7 protein-coding genes are annotated in these 14,576 nt (G+C 65.1%); all 7 read right to left on the bottom strand.

Going from position 1 to position 14,576, the window contains the following annotated elements; all coding sequences use genetic code 11:
• Window positions 1-2: 2 nt before the first annotated feature.
• Window positions 3-2,051, bottom strand: a complete 2,049-nt coding sequence (locus ACQR0W_RS25265) for a UvrD-helicase domain-containing protein (RefSeq protein WP_316187319.1) — start codon at window positions 2,049-2,051, stop codon at window positions 3-5.
• On the bottom strand, window positions 2,048-2,602 hold the full coding sequence (locus tag ACQR0W_RS25260) for a hypothetical protein (RefSeq protein ID WP_316187320.1): 555 nt from the start codon (window positions 2,600-2,602) through the stop codon (window positions 2,048-2,050). Before ACQR0W_RS25260 ends, ACQR0W_RS25265 begins: the two co-directional genes overlap by 4 nt.
• 1 nt (window position 2,603) lies before the next feature.
• On the bottom strand, window positions 2,604-5,534 hold the full coding sequence (locus tag ACQR0W_RS25255) for a site-specific DNA-methyltransferase (protein ID WP_316187321.1): 2,931 nt from the start codon (window positions 5,532-5,534) through the stop codon (window positions 2,604-2,606).
• A gap of 194 nt (window positions 5,535-5,728) precedes the next feature.
• Window positions 5,729-8,743, bottom strand: coding sequence for a BPTD_3080 family restriction endonuclease (locus ACQR0W_RS25250; protein WP_316187322.1), 3,015 nt, complete (start codon window positions 8,741-8,743; stop codon window positions 5,729-5,731).
• A 778-nt stretch (window positions 8,744-9,521) separates the two neighbouring features.
• Window positions 9,522-12,110, bottom strand: coding sequence for an ATP-binding protein (locus tag ACQR0W_RS25245; protein WP_315753011.1), 2,589 nt, complete (start codon window positions 12,108-12,110; stop codon window positions 9,522-9,524).
• Between the two features lie 213 nt (window positions 12,111-12,323).
• The gene (locus tag ACQR0W_RS25240; protein WP_316187323.1) at window positions 12,324-13,832 is read right to left on the bottom strand and encodes a glycerol-3-phosphate dehydrogenase; all 1,509 of its coding nucleotides are present in this window, start codon (window positions 13,830-13,832) and stop codon (window positions 12,324-12,326) included.
• Window positions 13,829-14,575 carry a class II aldolase/adducin family protein gene (locus tag ACQR0W_RS25235; protein WP_315827284.1) on the bottom strand — a complete coding sequence of 249 codons (747 nt, stop codon included), beginning with the start codon at window positions 14,573-14,575 and terminating at the stop codon, window positions 13,829-13,831. The genes ACQR0W_RS25240 and ACQR0W_RS25235 overlap by 4 nt, the downstream gene beginning before the upstream one ends.
• Window position 14,576 lies beyond the last annotated feature (1 nt).

Below are 14,576 nucleotides of genomic sequence, written 5' to 3'. Positions count from 1 at the left end.
CGCTACTGCATAAAATCAGCGAGATACTCGGACGTCGGGTTCGCCCCCGTCAGCAAAAGATGCTCGCGCGCCCGCGTGCAGGCGACGTAGAGTAGCCGCCGCTCGGTCTCGTAGATGTCGTCGAGCTCGGCCTCATCGGCGGCGTCCTCGACGCGCTCGTCGAGCGGCAGGATGCCCTCGTCGCAGGCCATGACGACGACGGCGCGGAACTCAAGCCCCTTGGCGAGGCTCATCGCGCCCGTGGTGATCGCGTCAGCCCCCGCAATCCCGGCCAGCGCAGCCCGCGCGCGGGCCACCAGCGCCTCGGTGCGCACGAACACGCCGATCTCCTGCGGCACGATGCCATCCGCCAGCCATGCCGCGATGGTCGCGCCGACATGCGCGCCCTCCTCCGCGACATCGGCGAACGCCTTCACCTCCGGCCGCGGCCCCTCGAACACCGAGATGATGCCGCGCCGCTCGTCCTCCAGCCCGTCGGAATCGCGCAGCACCGTCGGCAGCAGCCGGTCGGCGGCGCGGCGGATCTGCTGCGAGGTGCGATAGCAGACCTTCAAGGTGAACGAGCGGCCGCGCACGTCGACGCCGAGGCTCGCCCAGGAATACGGATGCTGGAAGATCCGCTGTCCGGCGTCGCCGGCCAGGAAGAGCCCATCATTGGCCTTCGGCGCCAGCGCCGCGAAGAAGCGCAACTCGGCCGGCGCGAGATCCTGCGCCTCGTCGATGACGACATGGTCGAACGGCCTGGCCGCACGGCCTTCGAGCGCCGTCGCAAGGTCGGTGAAGACATTGGCCCAGGTCGTGTAGCGCTCAGCCGCGAGCGCCGCGCGCACCGCTGCAAATACCGGCCACAGCCGCACCCGCTGGTTGGGGCCGAGCCGGCTCTTGCGCCCCATCCGCTGCACGGTGGCGTAGGCCTCGAGCGACGACAGCCCCCAGGCAGCGACGACGTTGCTCCATTCCGACAGCAGGAAGCGCTCGGAGAATCCCTTGAGATCCGCGGACGCCATGCGCAGCCGCTCGCGCAGCACCTGCTCGGAGGCGATGCGCGGCCGAAAACCGTGTTCGAGCTGATACATCTGCTCGGCAATGCCCTTGAACGAGGCCGTGGTGATGCGCGGCACCACACCGCCGGTCTCCGGCGCCAGCACCAGGAGCTTCTTGGCGAGCGCATCCGCCAATGGCCGCGAGAAGCTCGCCAGCAGGATCTTTGCGTGCGGATTGTCGCGCGCGAGCCTGACGGCGCGATGGATCGCGACGATGGTCTTGCCGGTGCCGGCCGAGCCCGCCACCCGCGCCGGGCCTGCGAAGCTGCGCGCCACCAGCGCGCGCTGCGAGGGATGCAGGAAGACGCCCCATTTCTCCCAGGGGTACGCCAGCGCCTGCTCCAGCTCCTCCTGGCCGGCGATGGGACGGATGCGGCGCAGCGCATCGGGATGCTGATAGGGATCGGCCGGCGCAGGCGCCGGGCGCGCCAGCACGCCGGTCGCGGCATATTCGAGCAGCGCCTCGGCCGCTTCCGCCGGCAGATGCTTTGTGAGCGTGAAGAAGCCGTCCTCGTCGGCGGCCCTCACATCGGCCAGCCAGTCCGCCGGCACGCCGATCGACAGCAGCGCCTCGTCATCGAGCGCGGCGAACAGCAGCGGGGCCGCGACCCCCGGCCCTGCCGCCGCCGGCTGCGGCACGACGAGATCTAGCGTTGCCGGTGGCGCCACCTCCTCGACCCGCTCGCGCACCTCGACGATCTGGATCGCGCCGGTGCGCGGATGCGCCTCGATCCGCCGCCGCTCGGCCCAGGCATAGGCGTCGTCGTGATGGCCGACATAGGCGACGAGCACGGTGTCGCCGGTCTTGTGCAGGATCAGCCTGACATCGCGATTGACCCGCGCCGACCAGAAATTGCGGTCCTTGCTGTTGTCGATCCGGTGCAGTTGCAGCCCGTTGCCGCCGGGGTCGAGCTGCAGATCGAACACGCTCGCCTTCACGGCCTTCTGGTCCGCGCCGGCAAGCTTGGCGAAGGAGGCGGTGAACGTGTCGGCGAGCAGGAAGTTCATGGCTTGGACCCCGAGTCCAGTCCGGTTCGGCCTACGTAAACCTCTTTCCCAGTCAATTCATTGCGGTAAACATCCACTCCGTCTTGCGTCCGCAGGAACTTCAACGACTTCGCTTCAGAACCGCCGGGAACGAAGCCGTAGGTATGAGACAGGCTGTTCTCGAACTCCCACCCATCTGGAGTAAAGACCTGCCTGACAGCACTGCCTTTCAGGCGACAAGCGGCTACCCGCATCTTGGGGTTGCCACCCAGGTTGACATGACCGTACTCGATCCACGAACAACTCGATCTTGGCCCGGCCAGTTGATCGACGACTACGATATCAACCGCCTCACCGTTGCTGGTATGAATGAGGCCGTGGCTAGCCGTAAGAAACTCGACGAACGTCCTGACATCTTCAGCCGCCATGAAGCCCACACGAGCCAGCTCGTTGTCTGAGCATAACGTCGCATTAGGCAACGACGCCTTGAAGCCGTCCCACCCTGTCGGAGCGCGTTCGAAGAGTGACGCCAGCTTGACAACGACGGAGATCGCTTCAATCAGCACAGCCATCTCACACTCCAAAAACTTTCATCACCTCGTCGCCAAAATGGTTGATTACCTTCACCGCGATCTTGCGGCTCTTCGGCCGCGGGAACGGGCGCGACGTGTCGGAATAGAGCGTCGCCCAGGCGTCCTCGTCGATGTCGGCCTGGAGCGCGGTCTTGAGACTCTTGTAGGGATCGTTGGCGCCAAGGAAATAGGCGTGGCGGACGAAGAAGCTTTCCTCGTTGTAGTCGGTGTCGACGAACCAGGCGGCGATGCCCTTGGTGTCGTTGGATCTGATGTCACCGGTGTTGGGATCGAACACGTCGACGCCGTTGACCTTGACTCGGATCTCCGACCCGCCTTCGTCGAGGATCTGCACGTCGGGCTCGCCGAACACGACGAACATGTTGCCGCGCCCGGTGTTCTTCAATTCGTCGGACATGTGCATGTCCGGATTGATGCGCGCCTTCAAAATCTTCAGGCTGCCGAGGCTGCCCAGCTCCGAGGAATGCGCATCGAAATTGAAGGCGCAGGCGATCAGCACGTCGAAGCGGTTGTCGACCGCCTCGCGCGCGGCGGCGACGAGGTCCTGGCGGCCGACCGTGCCGTATTCCGGACCGATCAGGATCGCCGCGCGGCGCTCCGGGCCGTTGTCGCCCTCGATGAAGCTGCCGCTGGCGCCGATGAAATTGCCGGGCCAGGGCGCGAGGCTCTCGAACGAGATGCGGTCGCCCTTGGCCTGCTGCTTGACGCCCTCGGTCTTGAGATAGTCGATCACGATGGCCGCAAAGTCTTGCCCGGCGAGATCGGCATCGCCGGCCGCGCGCTTGCCCGCGGCGGCGTCGATCAGGTCGATCAGTTCCTCCTCGCTCGCGGGCGCGGCGCGGTGCGGCGACAGGCTCTCGACCGTGAACGGGCCGGCGACGCGGACGCGGCCATTGTCCTGATACGGCTTGTCGTAGAGATACTCGACCTCGGCCCGCGCCGCGATCGACGCATCGATCTCGCGCTGCCGCGCGATCCGTGCCTCCCACCATTTCGCATGTGGCTCTTTCGCCGCAGCGGGCGCATCGGCCGGCAGCTCGCGCGGGACCTGCCACTCCTCCCAGGTTTCGCTCATCGCCGCATTGAGCGCCGTGCGCAGAGGCTCCAGTGCCGTCTGCCAATGATTCCAAATGTCGTCGATGTCCGGATTGTTAGCGATCTTGCCGAGCATGATTCGCGGCACTCGCTCGTAGACGAAGCCTTGGCGAATGTCCTGTTGCACGGGCGTATCGGCCGGCACACGTTGACTCAGCTCAGCCTCCTTGGAGCGCCCCTCGCGACTGTCGGCGAGCAGATACCAGGGGTAGCGTGCCGCCATCAGCCTTGTCCGCGCCAAAGCGAGGGCCACGCGGCTGGTATCGACTGTGATCCATCGCCTGCCCCATTGCTCGGAGACATACGCGGTGGTGCCGGAACCGCAAGTCGGATCAAGCACGAGGTCGCCAGGGTCAGTCGACATTAAGATACAACGCTGAACCGTCTTCGTTCCGCTTTGGACAATGTATACCTTGTCGTCAGTGAAACTCCCCGTCCCTGTATCAATCCATACGTTGCCGATCTCTTTTGCACCGAAGTCATCGATGTATCGAATGTAAGCAGCCGAAAAACCAGATGGAGTAAGTCGATTAGCTTTCTTCAGTCGGCTTACGCCGACCTCACCTGTGGACCAATAACGTTTGCCCGGCCGCATTTTTTGGCCAAACAGCTCGAACTCGAACGATCCGGGAGGCTTCTGAGACGTGAAATTGTCGAGCCTGAAGACACGTCCCTTAGAAGGGTGAAACGATGATAGTTCATCGTCACTCATCCTCCTGCGCTCGCCGGCCGGGGTTTCAAGCCACCGATACACATTTGCCTGATCGTCATCGAGCCCTTTTTCTACTAGCGGCTTACGATATTTCAACGACAAGAAATTTCGAGCATACCAGACTAACTGATCCGAAACACCGGCTAGGTATTCCGCCGACCTGCCAGCTGTTTTCATTACTGCAATCTGGCTAACAAAGTTACTTTCTCCGAATACCTCGTCCATGACCGCACGCACGCGATGTACGTTTTCATCTCCAATCTGCACGAAGATAGACCCGCTCTCCGTTAGGAGATCGCGCATCACCGTCAGCCGATCGCGCAGATAGGCCAAGTACGAATGTATCCCATCCTTCCACGTATCCCGGAACGCCTTCACCTGCTCCGGCTCGCGACTGATGTCCGTCTGCTTGCCGTCCTTGACGTCGCGTGACTGGGTCGAGACCTGCCAGTTCGAATTGAACTTGATGCCATAGGGCGGGTCGAAATAGATGCACTGCACCTTGCCGCGCAGCGCCTCGCGCTCGGCGAGGCTCGCCATCACCTGAAGCGAGTCGCCGAGGATCATGCGGTTCGACCAGTGCTGGTCGTGCTGATAGAACTCGGCGCGCTGGTCCGGTTCGATGCCGTTGAAGTCCGCGAACAGGTCGGGCGCGTCGCTCTCGGCCTCGCGCCTGCTTTCGGTGTGCCCCTTCAGATCGTCGATGATGGCCTTCGGATGGATCTTCTCCTGGATGTAGAGCGGCGGCACGTTGACGACGAGGTCGGACCAGTCCTGCCGGTCCTTGCCGCGCCACACGAGCTGCGCATCCGACAGCGTGAGCTTGCCGGTCTCGGCCAGCTCCTGCTTCTGCGCCTCGCTGATGGTGATGCGCATGCCGTTCCAGATCAGCTCCGGCTGGCTCGGCTCCTCCGGCGTGCGCGTGGTGCCCTCCGGCAACGGCCGCGCCCGCCTATAATGCTTCGGCGGCAGCGGCGAAGCATCCTCGTCGCGACGGAAGAAGCTCTCCATTTCCGCGGTCGGAATGTTCTTCCGGCTGGCAGCGTCATGCTTGAGCGCATCGACCTGCTTGGTGGACTTGGGAGTTTTCGGCGAACGGGCCATCAGTCAGTCTCTGTAAAATGCACGCGAGCGCGAAAGGCGCTGCGCATGAACGGGCGCATCTCTCTCCTCGTCATGGCCGGGCTTGTCCCGGCCATCCACGTCGTGAGGAGCCCGCAGGCCGACGTGGATGCCCGGGACAAGCCCGGGCATGACGTGCCCCAAGGGGCGGTTTTGCTTAGTCGCGACTTGATCGATCATGCCGGGACCTTGGCTTTTGCGGATGCCTCGTCCGACATCACCTTCTCGACCAGCCTCGCAAAATCCTCGTCCATCGTCGCCCAGTCGCGGAATTCCGCGAACGCCCAGCGGCCGAAGCCGCCGAGGGCGTTGACGCCGGGGGCCCAGAGGTCGCGCGCGGTCTGCGCCTTGGCTTTGTCGCTCTCATCGCGCATCCCCTTGACTTCGAGCACGAGGTTCAGCGGCTCATCCGTCCCGACATCGAGACGGACGATGAAATCCGGGATGTAGCGGCGCATCACGCCGGCATCGAGATAGGGGATGTCGAAGCCGAGCGCCTGGTTCTTGGCGTAGGCGAGCACGCGCGGATGGCCTTCCAGCGTCAGCGCAAGCTGCTCCTCCCAGTCGCTGTCGAGCACGACGTGGCTGATCTGGCATTTCGGCGGCTGCGCGCCGGTCTTCCACACCGGCTTCGACGTGATGAAATTGACGAAGCGCGTCGAGCCTTTGGGGTTGTAGGGATCGAGCACCGCAAGCAGCCGCCCGCTGCTGCCGCGGGTGCAGGCGATGTTGATCTTCTCCGCGGCCCGCGCGAGCTGGTCCTTGTAGAGGATGGCGCCGATCGGCACGCCCTTCGTCACCAGATAGCCCTCCTCGATCCAACGGCGGGCGATGCGCTGGATCTGCGGAAACAGATGCTGCTTGGGAAAGCCCTCGTCATCACGGAAATGCGTGTAGAGCAGATGCTTGGCGAGGTTGAAGCTGATCTCCGACGAGCGCAGCGCTTTCAATTCCTCCGGCTCGATCGTGACACCAGCACCGACGATGCCTTCCATCACCACCTTGGTCGGGCCGATGTCCTGCGGCGTGATCTCCAGCCGGCTGTCGGCAGTGAACTCGGCTTGCAGCTTCTCGGATGGCAGGTCACGGCGATAGCCGCTCACGCGAGGAAACACGATCTCCAGGCTGGCGCGCTCCTTGATCGCATGGACCCGCGTCACTGGCTTTGGCGCGGTCGGCTTGGTCTCCTGCGGGGAAGACGCGAAGTCGAACGGAATTCCCATGATGTCGGCATATTCGACGTCGAACAGGCCGGTCTTGGGATTGAGCTCGTAGGACTGCCGGCGCAGGCCGCGGCCGACCACCTGCTCGCATAGGAGCTGGGTGCCGAAGGCGCGGATGCCGAAAATATGTGTGACGGTGTTGGTGTCCCAGCCCTCGGTCAGCATCGACACCGAGACCACGCAGCGGATCTGCTCGCCGAGCCGGTCCTTGCGGCCAACCGTGTTCATGACCTCTCGGAGGATCTCGCTGTCGCTGACCTCACCCTGCCCGCCCGCGCCCTCGCGACCCGCACGCTCGCGCTTGAACTGCTCGATCTCCGGGCCGGCTGCCTCGCGGAACCCCTTGTCGAGCGCCTCACCGGATTCGAGCTGACGGGAGTCGATGAGCAGAGTGCGGGGCCTCGGCAAACGCGTGCCCTGATCGTCGTAATTGCTGAAGAGCTTCAATTCTCCGGGCTGGAAAGCCGACCGCTCGCTATCCTCGAGGTCCCGCTCGAATCCGGCGACATATTCAAAGACCAGTTTCGAGATCGCGGTATTCTGGCAGACCACGATGAAGACCGGGGGCACGCCGATGCCGGCAGCTTCCCAGCGCCTGAACTCGCCTACATAGTGACTGTACAGCGCATGCAGCGCCGTCTTCATCATGTTCGGCAGGTCAAGCGGGCTGAGCTTGCTGGCACCTGCGGCGGTCTTCGGCAAGTCCTTGCCGACATGCTTCCAAAGATCCCGGTACACGACCGCGTCGGTCTGGACGAGATTGTCGGTGACGGGAACGCGCGGCAGCTTGACGATGCCGCTCTCGATCGCATCCATCAGGCTGAAATCGGAGACCACCCAGGGAAACAGCACGCCCTCGCGATAGCCCGAGCCGCGCAGGAAGAACGGCGTCGCCGAGAGATCGTAGACCGCACGGACGCCCTTCCCGAGCCGGCGGTGCAGCGCTTCGATGCCGCTGATCCAGAGCCGCGCCGCCTCCTCGTTCTCGGCCGCCTCCTTCTTATCGTCACCACTGAGAGCGCCTTCTTCGTCGCCGTCCTGCTTGTGCCGGTAGCAATGATGCGCCTCGTCATTGATGACGTTGACGCGCTCGAAATTGAGCAGCTTCTCACAGGCGCGCTTCAGCATCTCGGCGTCGGTCTCGGCCGTCTTGACCGGCTCCGGCGCGTTGCCGGTCAGGAAGCTGCGCGCCACCTTGCTAAGCGACAGCGTCTCGCGATGCTGGAAGGCATGGTAGTTGGTGATCACGATCTCGGCGCGGCGGATGTCCGGCAGCATCTCCGGAGGCACGATCTCGCGCGTCTCGTAATAATTGTCGGACTCGCTCGGCAGGAGCACGCGCAACCGGTCGCGGATGGTGATGCCCGGCGCGACGATCAGAAAGGCGCGGGAAAAGTCCTTGGAGTCCTTGCGCACCGCATTGACCGTCTGCCACGCGATCAGCATCGCCATGACCGTGGTCTTGCCGGTGCCGGTCGCCATCTTCAGCGCGAGTCGGAACAGCTCCGGATTGGCCTCCTCATTGGCATTGCGGAGCTGATCCAGGAATTTTTTCGTCGCGGCGCGCTTCGGCGCCACCTCGGTGAACCAGATGATGGTCTCGACCGCCTCGATCTGGCAGAAGAACGGCCGCGGGCCGACAAACTCGTGATGCCGCCAATGTTCGAGCAGCCGCTGCGTCGCCGATGTCACGCCCCAGTCGGCCGGATTGCGCAAACCGCGCCATGATTCGACATGGCCGCGGATCTCGTTGATCAGCGCGTTCTCGCTGTAGGTCTCCAGCTCCAGCGACGCCTGCGCGCTCGCCACCTTCTTCCGCGCCGCGGGAACGGGAACGATAAAACGAGAAGGCCGCCGCCCCGGTCGCGGCGGACCGTCCAGCGGCTGGCCGTGATCGTCCATTGGATGGTGCCACTGCGGCGCAGCATACGGCGAATTGAGAATCGGCCGCTCATAGAAGCTGGTCAATATCCCGTCCCCACCCCTGCAATTCACTTGTCGAGCGAATAAATCGATCCATGCGTCTGATGCGTGTTTCCGTCGTTTTACCGCCGGCGTCAATCCTCCGATGGACGACTTTCCCAAGCCCGACGGGCGACTCGCGCGTTCAGGACCCGCGCGTTCGGCGCTCGGTCGCGGCCGGATGTCGGTGCGCGGAAAATCCGATTTCCCGCAACGCGCCAACCACATCACCCCTGTCCAGTCCCCTCGCGAAAAATATTCCTATTTCGCTTTATCGGAAATCATGATTGTATCTCCCCGTCCCGCCTCGGCACGAGGGGCGTATCGCGATCGTCACGGCACGCGGGGTGGGATGCGGTGGGCGCAGCGGTTCGCAGCATGACGAAGGTCATGCGGACGAACGAAGCCGTTGCGCCGGCGAAATCGTAGGGTCCTGGCCTCCCGGTGCTGAGGCCAAGCGCGCGACAACGCGTTCGCGTTGCGCGGGTGACGGGGGCAAGACAGCCGGTCCCCGGGGAGAGGACGTATAAGCCGGAAAACCATCGCGCGGGGAATGCCGGGATGTCTCGGCTGAACCTGTGGTTCCTGCCGCCTGCATTCTTGTTCGCAGGCGGGCCATGGGTGCGGCCAGCACCCGGCATTCCCCGCGCCCTCGTCGTCGAGAGGGCGAAACGACCGGCACAGCTCGGACGCCCTGCGCGCCGCGAGGCGGAAACGACTTGCCCGGACGGCGCTGTCGATCGGGGCGAACACGGGATCGCTCACCGCATGATCGCCCGCGGGCTCACGTCGCCTTCCTGCCGGCCAGGGCCGAGACGATCGCCTCCGACAATTGGCCGAGCCGGAACGGCTTGGCGAGCAGCCTGCTCGTCGCGCGGAAATCTTCCGGCACCAGCGAGGGGTCGGCGAAGCCGGACATGAAGACGATCGGCAGCTCAGGCCATCGGCGGCGCACCTCGCGCGCCAGGTCGATGCCGGTCATGGCATCCGGCAGCAGAATGTCGGTCAGCAGCAGCGCGAACGGGTCCGACCGCTCCAGCGCGGCGATCGCGGCTGCCGCATGGGTGACGACGACCGGGCTGTAGCCCATCGACGTCAGCATGGTCGATGCCATCGCGCCGACCAGCGGATTGTCCTCGACCACCAGGATCCGCTCGCCGGTCTGCGGCCGCGCCAGCCGCGCCGCACCGGCGCGCGCGCGGCCCGTGGCGCCCGGCCCCGCGCTCGGCAGATACAGCGTGACGCAGGTGCCTTCCGCCACCCGGCTGTCGATCAGCACCGTGCCGCCCGATTGCCGCGCAAAGCCATAGACCATGCTGAGGCCGAGGCCGCTGCCCTTGCCGAATTCCTTGGTGGTGAAAAACGGCTCGAAGGCGCGGCGCGCGATCTCGGGCGGCATGCCGGCCCCCAGGTCCGACACCGCGATCGTCACGTAGTCGCCGGGCATGATGCGCTCGTCGCCGTCGTCGAGCGGCTGGTCGAGCACGGCATTCGTCGTCGCGATCGTCAGGCGCCCGCCGCCGTCCATCGCGTCCCGCGCATTGAGCGCCAAATTGAGCAGCGCGTTCTGCAATTGCGTCGGATCGATCAGGCAGTGCCACAGCATCGGGTCCTGCGCCAATTCGATCTCGATGTTCTCGCCGAGCGTCCGCTGCAGGATGGTCGTCATGCCGTTGACGAGCTGGTTCACGTCGGTGACCTGCGGCTGCAGCGCCTGCTTGCGGGCGAAGGCGAGCAGCCGGCGGTTGAGATCGGCGACCCGCTCCGCCGCCTCGATCGCCCGCTCGACCATGCTGCGACGGGAGCTTTCGCCGGGCGTGAGCGCGTCGAGCAGCAGATCGAGATTGCCGAGCGTCGCCGCCAGCATGTTGTTGGAGTCGTGCGCGATGCCTCCCGCCAACTGGCCGATGGCCTCCATCTTCTGCGCCTGACGCAGTTCGTCCTCGATGCGCTTGCGCTCGGTGATGTCGACCGACAGCACGAAATAGCCGCGCACCGTGCCATCCTGGCTGCGATCCGGCACGCGAATGGTCTCGCACCAGCGTTCACGGCCGTCGGGAAACGCGATCTTCTCCTCACCGCCCGCGGTTCGGCCGGCCAGCGCGGCCTCGATCTTCGGCCTCACCTCGTCTCGCCGCGCGGGGTCGATGTAGTCGTCGATCCGCCGGCTGCGACCGACCCCGCTGGACGGCTGCGCATACCATTCGCGCGCGACGCGGTTGGCATAGCGGATGTCACCATCGGCGCCGACCTGGACGATCAGCGCGGGCACGTTCTCCGTGACCAGCAGATGCTGCTCGAAACTGTCGCGCAGCGCCTGCTCGGAGGCCGCGCGCAGCCGCCATTGCCGCGCCAGGACGAGGCCGAATCCGGCGATCAGCAGATTGAGACCGGCGGCGATGGCGCTGTAGTACAGCGCATTGTTCTTCCAGCCGGCCAGATACTCGACCGGGTCGCGCGCCACGGTCACCACCAGCGGCAGGCCGGCGACGCGCCGATAGCTGATGCTCCGCGACGTCCCGTCCGTCATGCCGCTGCCCTCGAAGCTGCCGTGAGGCGCCTGCGGGAGATAGAGGCTGAACAGGCGATTGGACCCGACGTTGCGGCCGGCGAAATCGTCGGCATGCGGCGAGCGCAGCAGGATCGTGCCGTCGTCGCGATAGAGCGTCACCGTTCCGCGCTGCCCCACGTTCAGCGACAGGAAGAACTGCCGCAGATTCTCGTAGTCCACCGCCACGACGATCACGCCGGCAAATCGTCCGTCCGGCATCATCAAGGCGCGGCTGACCGCGATGAACCGACCCCTGTTCACGCGCGAGGCCACCGGCACGTCGATGAAGAGACCGCGGCCGGGGTCATCGCGCTGGACCTTGTAATAGGCCCGATCGGCGAAATTGTTCTCACGGCCGGGAACTCCGTTGCCGGCGCTGTCGCCGAGCAGATTGCCGTCCGCATCCAGCACGACGATGCCGCCCGCGGCGGGGTACGGCACCACCCTGCGCTTCAACTCGCCGATCAGGGCCGGGTTGCCGGCAGTGAGCAGCGATGGGTCCTGCTTGAGACTGTCGATCGTCGTGTTCAAGAGCACGTCGACGCCCTGGATGTTGCGCAACATGTATTCTTCGAGCGCGCGGGCGAGATCTCCGTTGGCCGCCTCGGTGGTCCGATAGGTCTCCCGATAGTTGACGGAAAGCATGTGGGCCACGAAGGCATCACACAGCAGCGCCAGCACGAGGCCACTCAGCACGATGATCCACGGAGTCCAGCGCCGGTCCATCCAGGAGCCGGACGCGAACCTCGTCCAGGCGTCGACGATGCCTTCCTGCCGCGGACCGCGCCGATGGTCGGCTCTCGCTTTGATCTGGTCCGGCATGGCGTCGAATTCAGGAGGTCGTCGGGCGGTTTGATTGTGAATCGATCGGCTTAGGGGGCATCGGCGAAGGTCCGGATTATGCCGAATTCCGCGTCTCCAGGCGCGTCGCGATCCATATCGCGGGCGCTCGATAGCACGGTTTGCCGGGGCGTGTCATCGGCACCCGCCAAGCGCTGCGGCGGTCGCGGAGGGGCTCGAGGCGTCAAGACGCGATCAGAGCTGGTGCTCGAACGCCTCGCGCTCGGCGCGGCTCAGATGCAGGCCATGCTTGGTGCGCCGGTCGAGGACGTCGGCGGCCGTGACGGCCCACTCCTGCTCGCGCAGGAAAACGAGCTCGCGCTCATAGAACGAGGCACCGAAATGGCGGCCGAGATCGCCGACGTTGCGGGACGCTCCGAGCAGGTCGCGCGCGCGGGTGCCGTAGAGCCGCGCATAGTGCGCCACTACATCGCGCGGCAATCCCGGATAGGCGCCTGCGAGATCAGCGAGGAACTGATCGAACGGCACGCCGAAATCGCCGCCCGGAAGACGCGCGTCCGCCGTCCATGCCGGCGCCATCTGCGGAAACCACGGCGCGAGACGTTCCATTGCCTGCTCGGCGAGCCGGCGAAACGTCGTGATCTTGCCGCCGAAGATCGACAGCAACGGCGGCTGTCCGGGCGCACCATGCATCTCGAACACGTAGTCGCGCGTCACCGCCGACGGATTGTCGGCGTTGTCATCGTAGAGCGGCCGCACCCCGGAGAAGGCGTGAATGATATCACCCTTGCCCGGCGCGGCCCGGAAATAGCGCTTGAGCACGGCGAGCAGATAGTCGATCTCGGCACCATCGACAGCGACGTCGTCTGCGCGGCCGTCATGCACGATGTCGGTGGTCCCGATCAGCGCCAGGTCGGTCTCATAGGGATTGACGAAGATCACGCGGCGGTCGGTGTTCTGCAGCAGATAGGCCTGCGATCCGCTCCAGAATTTTGGCACCACGAGATGGCTGCCTTTGACGAGCCGCACGTTGTGCGCGGAGTTGAGCCCGGCGACACCCTGTACCACGTCCTGCACCCAGGGACCTGCGGCATTCACCAGCGCCTTCGTTCGGACGATCTGAACCTCGCCGTCTTCGGAGCGCATCTCCAGCCGCCAGGCATCGCCCTCACGCCGTGCGCTCACAGCGCGGGTGCGCGGCAGGATGATGGCTCCCTTGTGCGCGGCATCGACGAGATTGAGGATCACCAGCCGGGCATCGTCGACCCAGCAGTCCGAATATTCGAAGCCGCGCCGGAACTCGGGGCGCAGCGGCGCGCCCTCCGGCTCGTGCGCGAGATCGACGTTGCGGCTCGCCGGCAGCTGCTTGCGGCCGCCGAGATGGTCGTAGAGGAACAGCCCGGTGCGCACCAGCCAGGCGGGACGCTGCTCCGGCGAGTGCGGCAGCACGAAGCGCATCGGCCAGATGATGTGCGGCGCCGAGGCCAACAGCACCTCGCGCTCGATCAGCGCTTCGCGCACCAGGCGGAATTCGTAGTACTCCAGATAGCGCAAGCCGCCATGGATCAGCTTGCCCGATCGCGACGAGGTGCCTTGCGCAAAATCGTCCTTCTCGCACAGCAGCACCTTCAGGCCGCGGCCGGCGGCATCTCGGGCGATACCAGCGCCATTGATGCCGCCGCCGATCACGGCGAGGTCCAACAGACCGTGATCGGTTCCGCTGCGTGAGACCGTCGCATTCATCGCTTGCTGCTGCGCTTCTTCTCTGGCTTGCTGCGCGCAGCGGCACGCGCCTTCGTCGCAGCCTTGGCCGGCTTTGCCGCTTTCGCCTTCGGCTCCTGCAGACCATAGGTCGAAAAGCCCTGCGCCGTCTCGGCGATCTCGGCGTCACCCAGAATGTGCGGCTGGCCGAGGGCGAGCGACAGGTAGTACTGCTTCGCGATGGTCTCGAGCTCGACCGCAAGCCACATCGCCTTGTCGAGGTTGGCGCCGACCGCGATCATGCCGTGATTGGCCAGCAGGCAGCCGTTGCGGCCTTCCAGCGCCTCCAGCGCAAGCTCGGACAATTCGGCCGTGCCGAACCGCGCATAGCCGGCGCAGCGGATGTCGGTGCCGCCGAACGCCGCCATCATGTAGTGGCAGGCCGGGATCGGCTTGCGCGCGATGGCGAGCACGGTGGCATAGGTGGAATGCGTGTGAACGACGCCGCCGACATCCGGACGGCCGCGCATGATGTCGAGATGAAAGCGCCATTCCGTCGAGGGCTTCAACGGCCCCTCCCAGGAACCGTATTCACCCTCGAGCGGCATCGAGGCGATCATCTCCGGCTTCATCGAGTCATAGGGCGTCGCCGAGGGCGTGATCAGCATGCGGTCCTTGTAGCGGGCGGAAATGTTGCCCGAAGTGCCCTGGTTCAGCCCCGACGCATTCATCCATCGGCATTTGGCGATGATGTTCTCGCGGATCAGCCGTTCCTCGCGATTCATG

Source organism: Bradyrhizobium sp. HKCCYLRH1034 (assembly GCF_051168375.1).
Lineage (GTDB): Bacteria > Pseudomonadota > Alphaproteobacteria > Rhizobiales > Xanthobacteraceae > Bradyrhizobium.
This window is presented reverse-complemented; position numbering and strand designations above follow the sequence as displayed.

Excerpts from the sequence above, each read along its gene's own strand:
- ACQR0W_RS25260 (WP_316187320.1), bottom strand. The coding sequence starts at position 2,602 with ATGGCTGTGCTGATTGAAGCGATCTCCGTCGTTGTCAAGCTGGCGTCA.
- ACQR0W_RS25245 (WP_315753011.1), bottom strand. The coding sequence starts at position 12,110 with ATGCCGGACCAGATCAAAGCGAGAGCCGACCATCGGCGCGGTCCGCGG.
- ACQR0W_RS25235 (WP_315827284.1), bottom strand. The coding sequence starts at position 14,575 with ATGAATCGCGAGGAACGGCTGATCCGCGAGAACATCATCGCCAAATGC.
- ACQR0W_RS25265 (WP_316187319.1), bottom strand. The coding sequence starts at position 2,051 with ATGAACTTCCTGCTCGCCGACACGTTCACCGCCTCCTTCGCCAAGCTT.
- ACQR0W_RS25255 (WP_316187321.1), bottom strand. The coding sequence starts at position 5,534 with ATGGCCCGTTCGCCGAAAACTCCCAAGTCCACCAAGCAGGTCGATGCG.
- ACQR0W_RS25240 (WP_316187323.1), bottom strand. The coding sequence starts at position 13,832 with ATGAATGCGACGGTCTCACGCAGCGGAACCGATCACGGTCTGTTGGAC.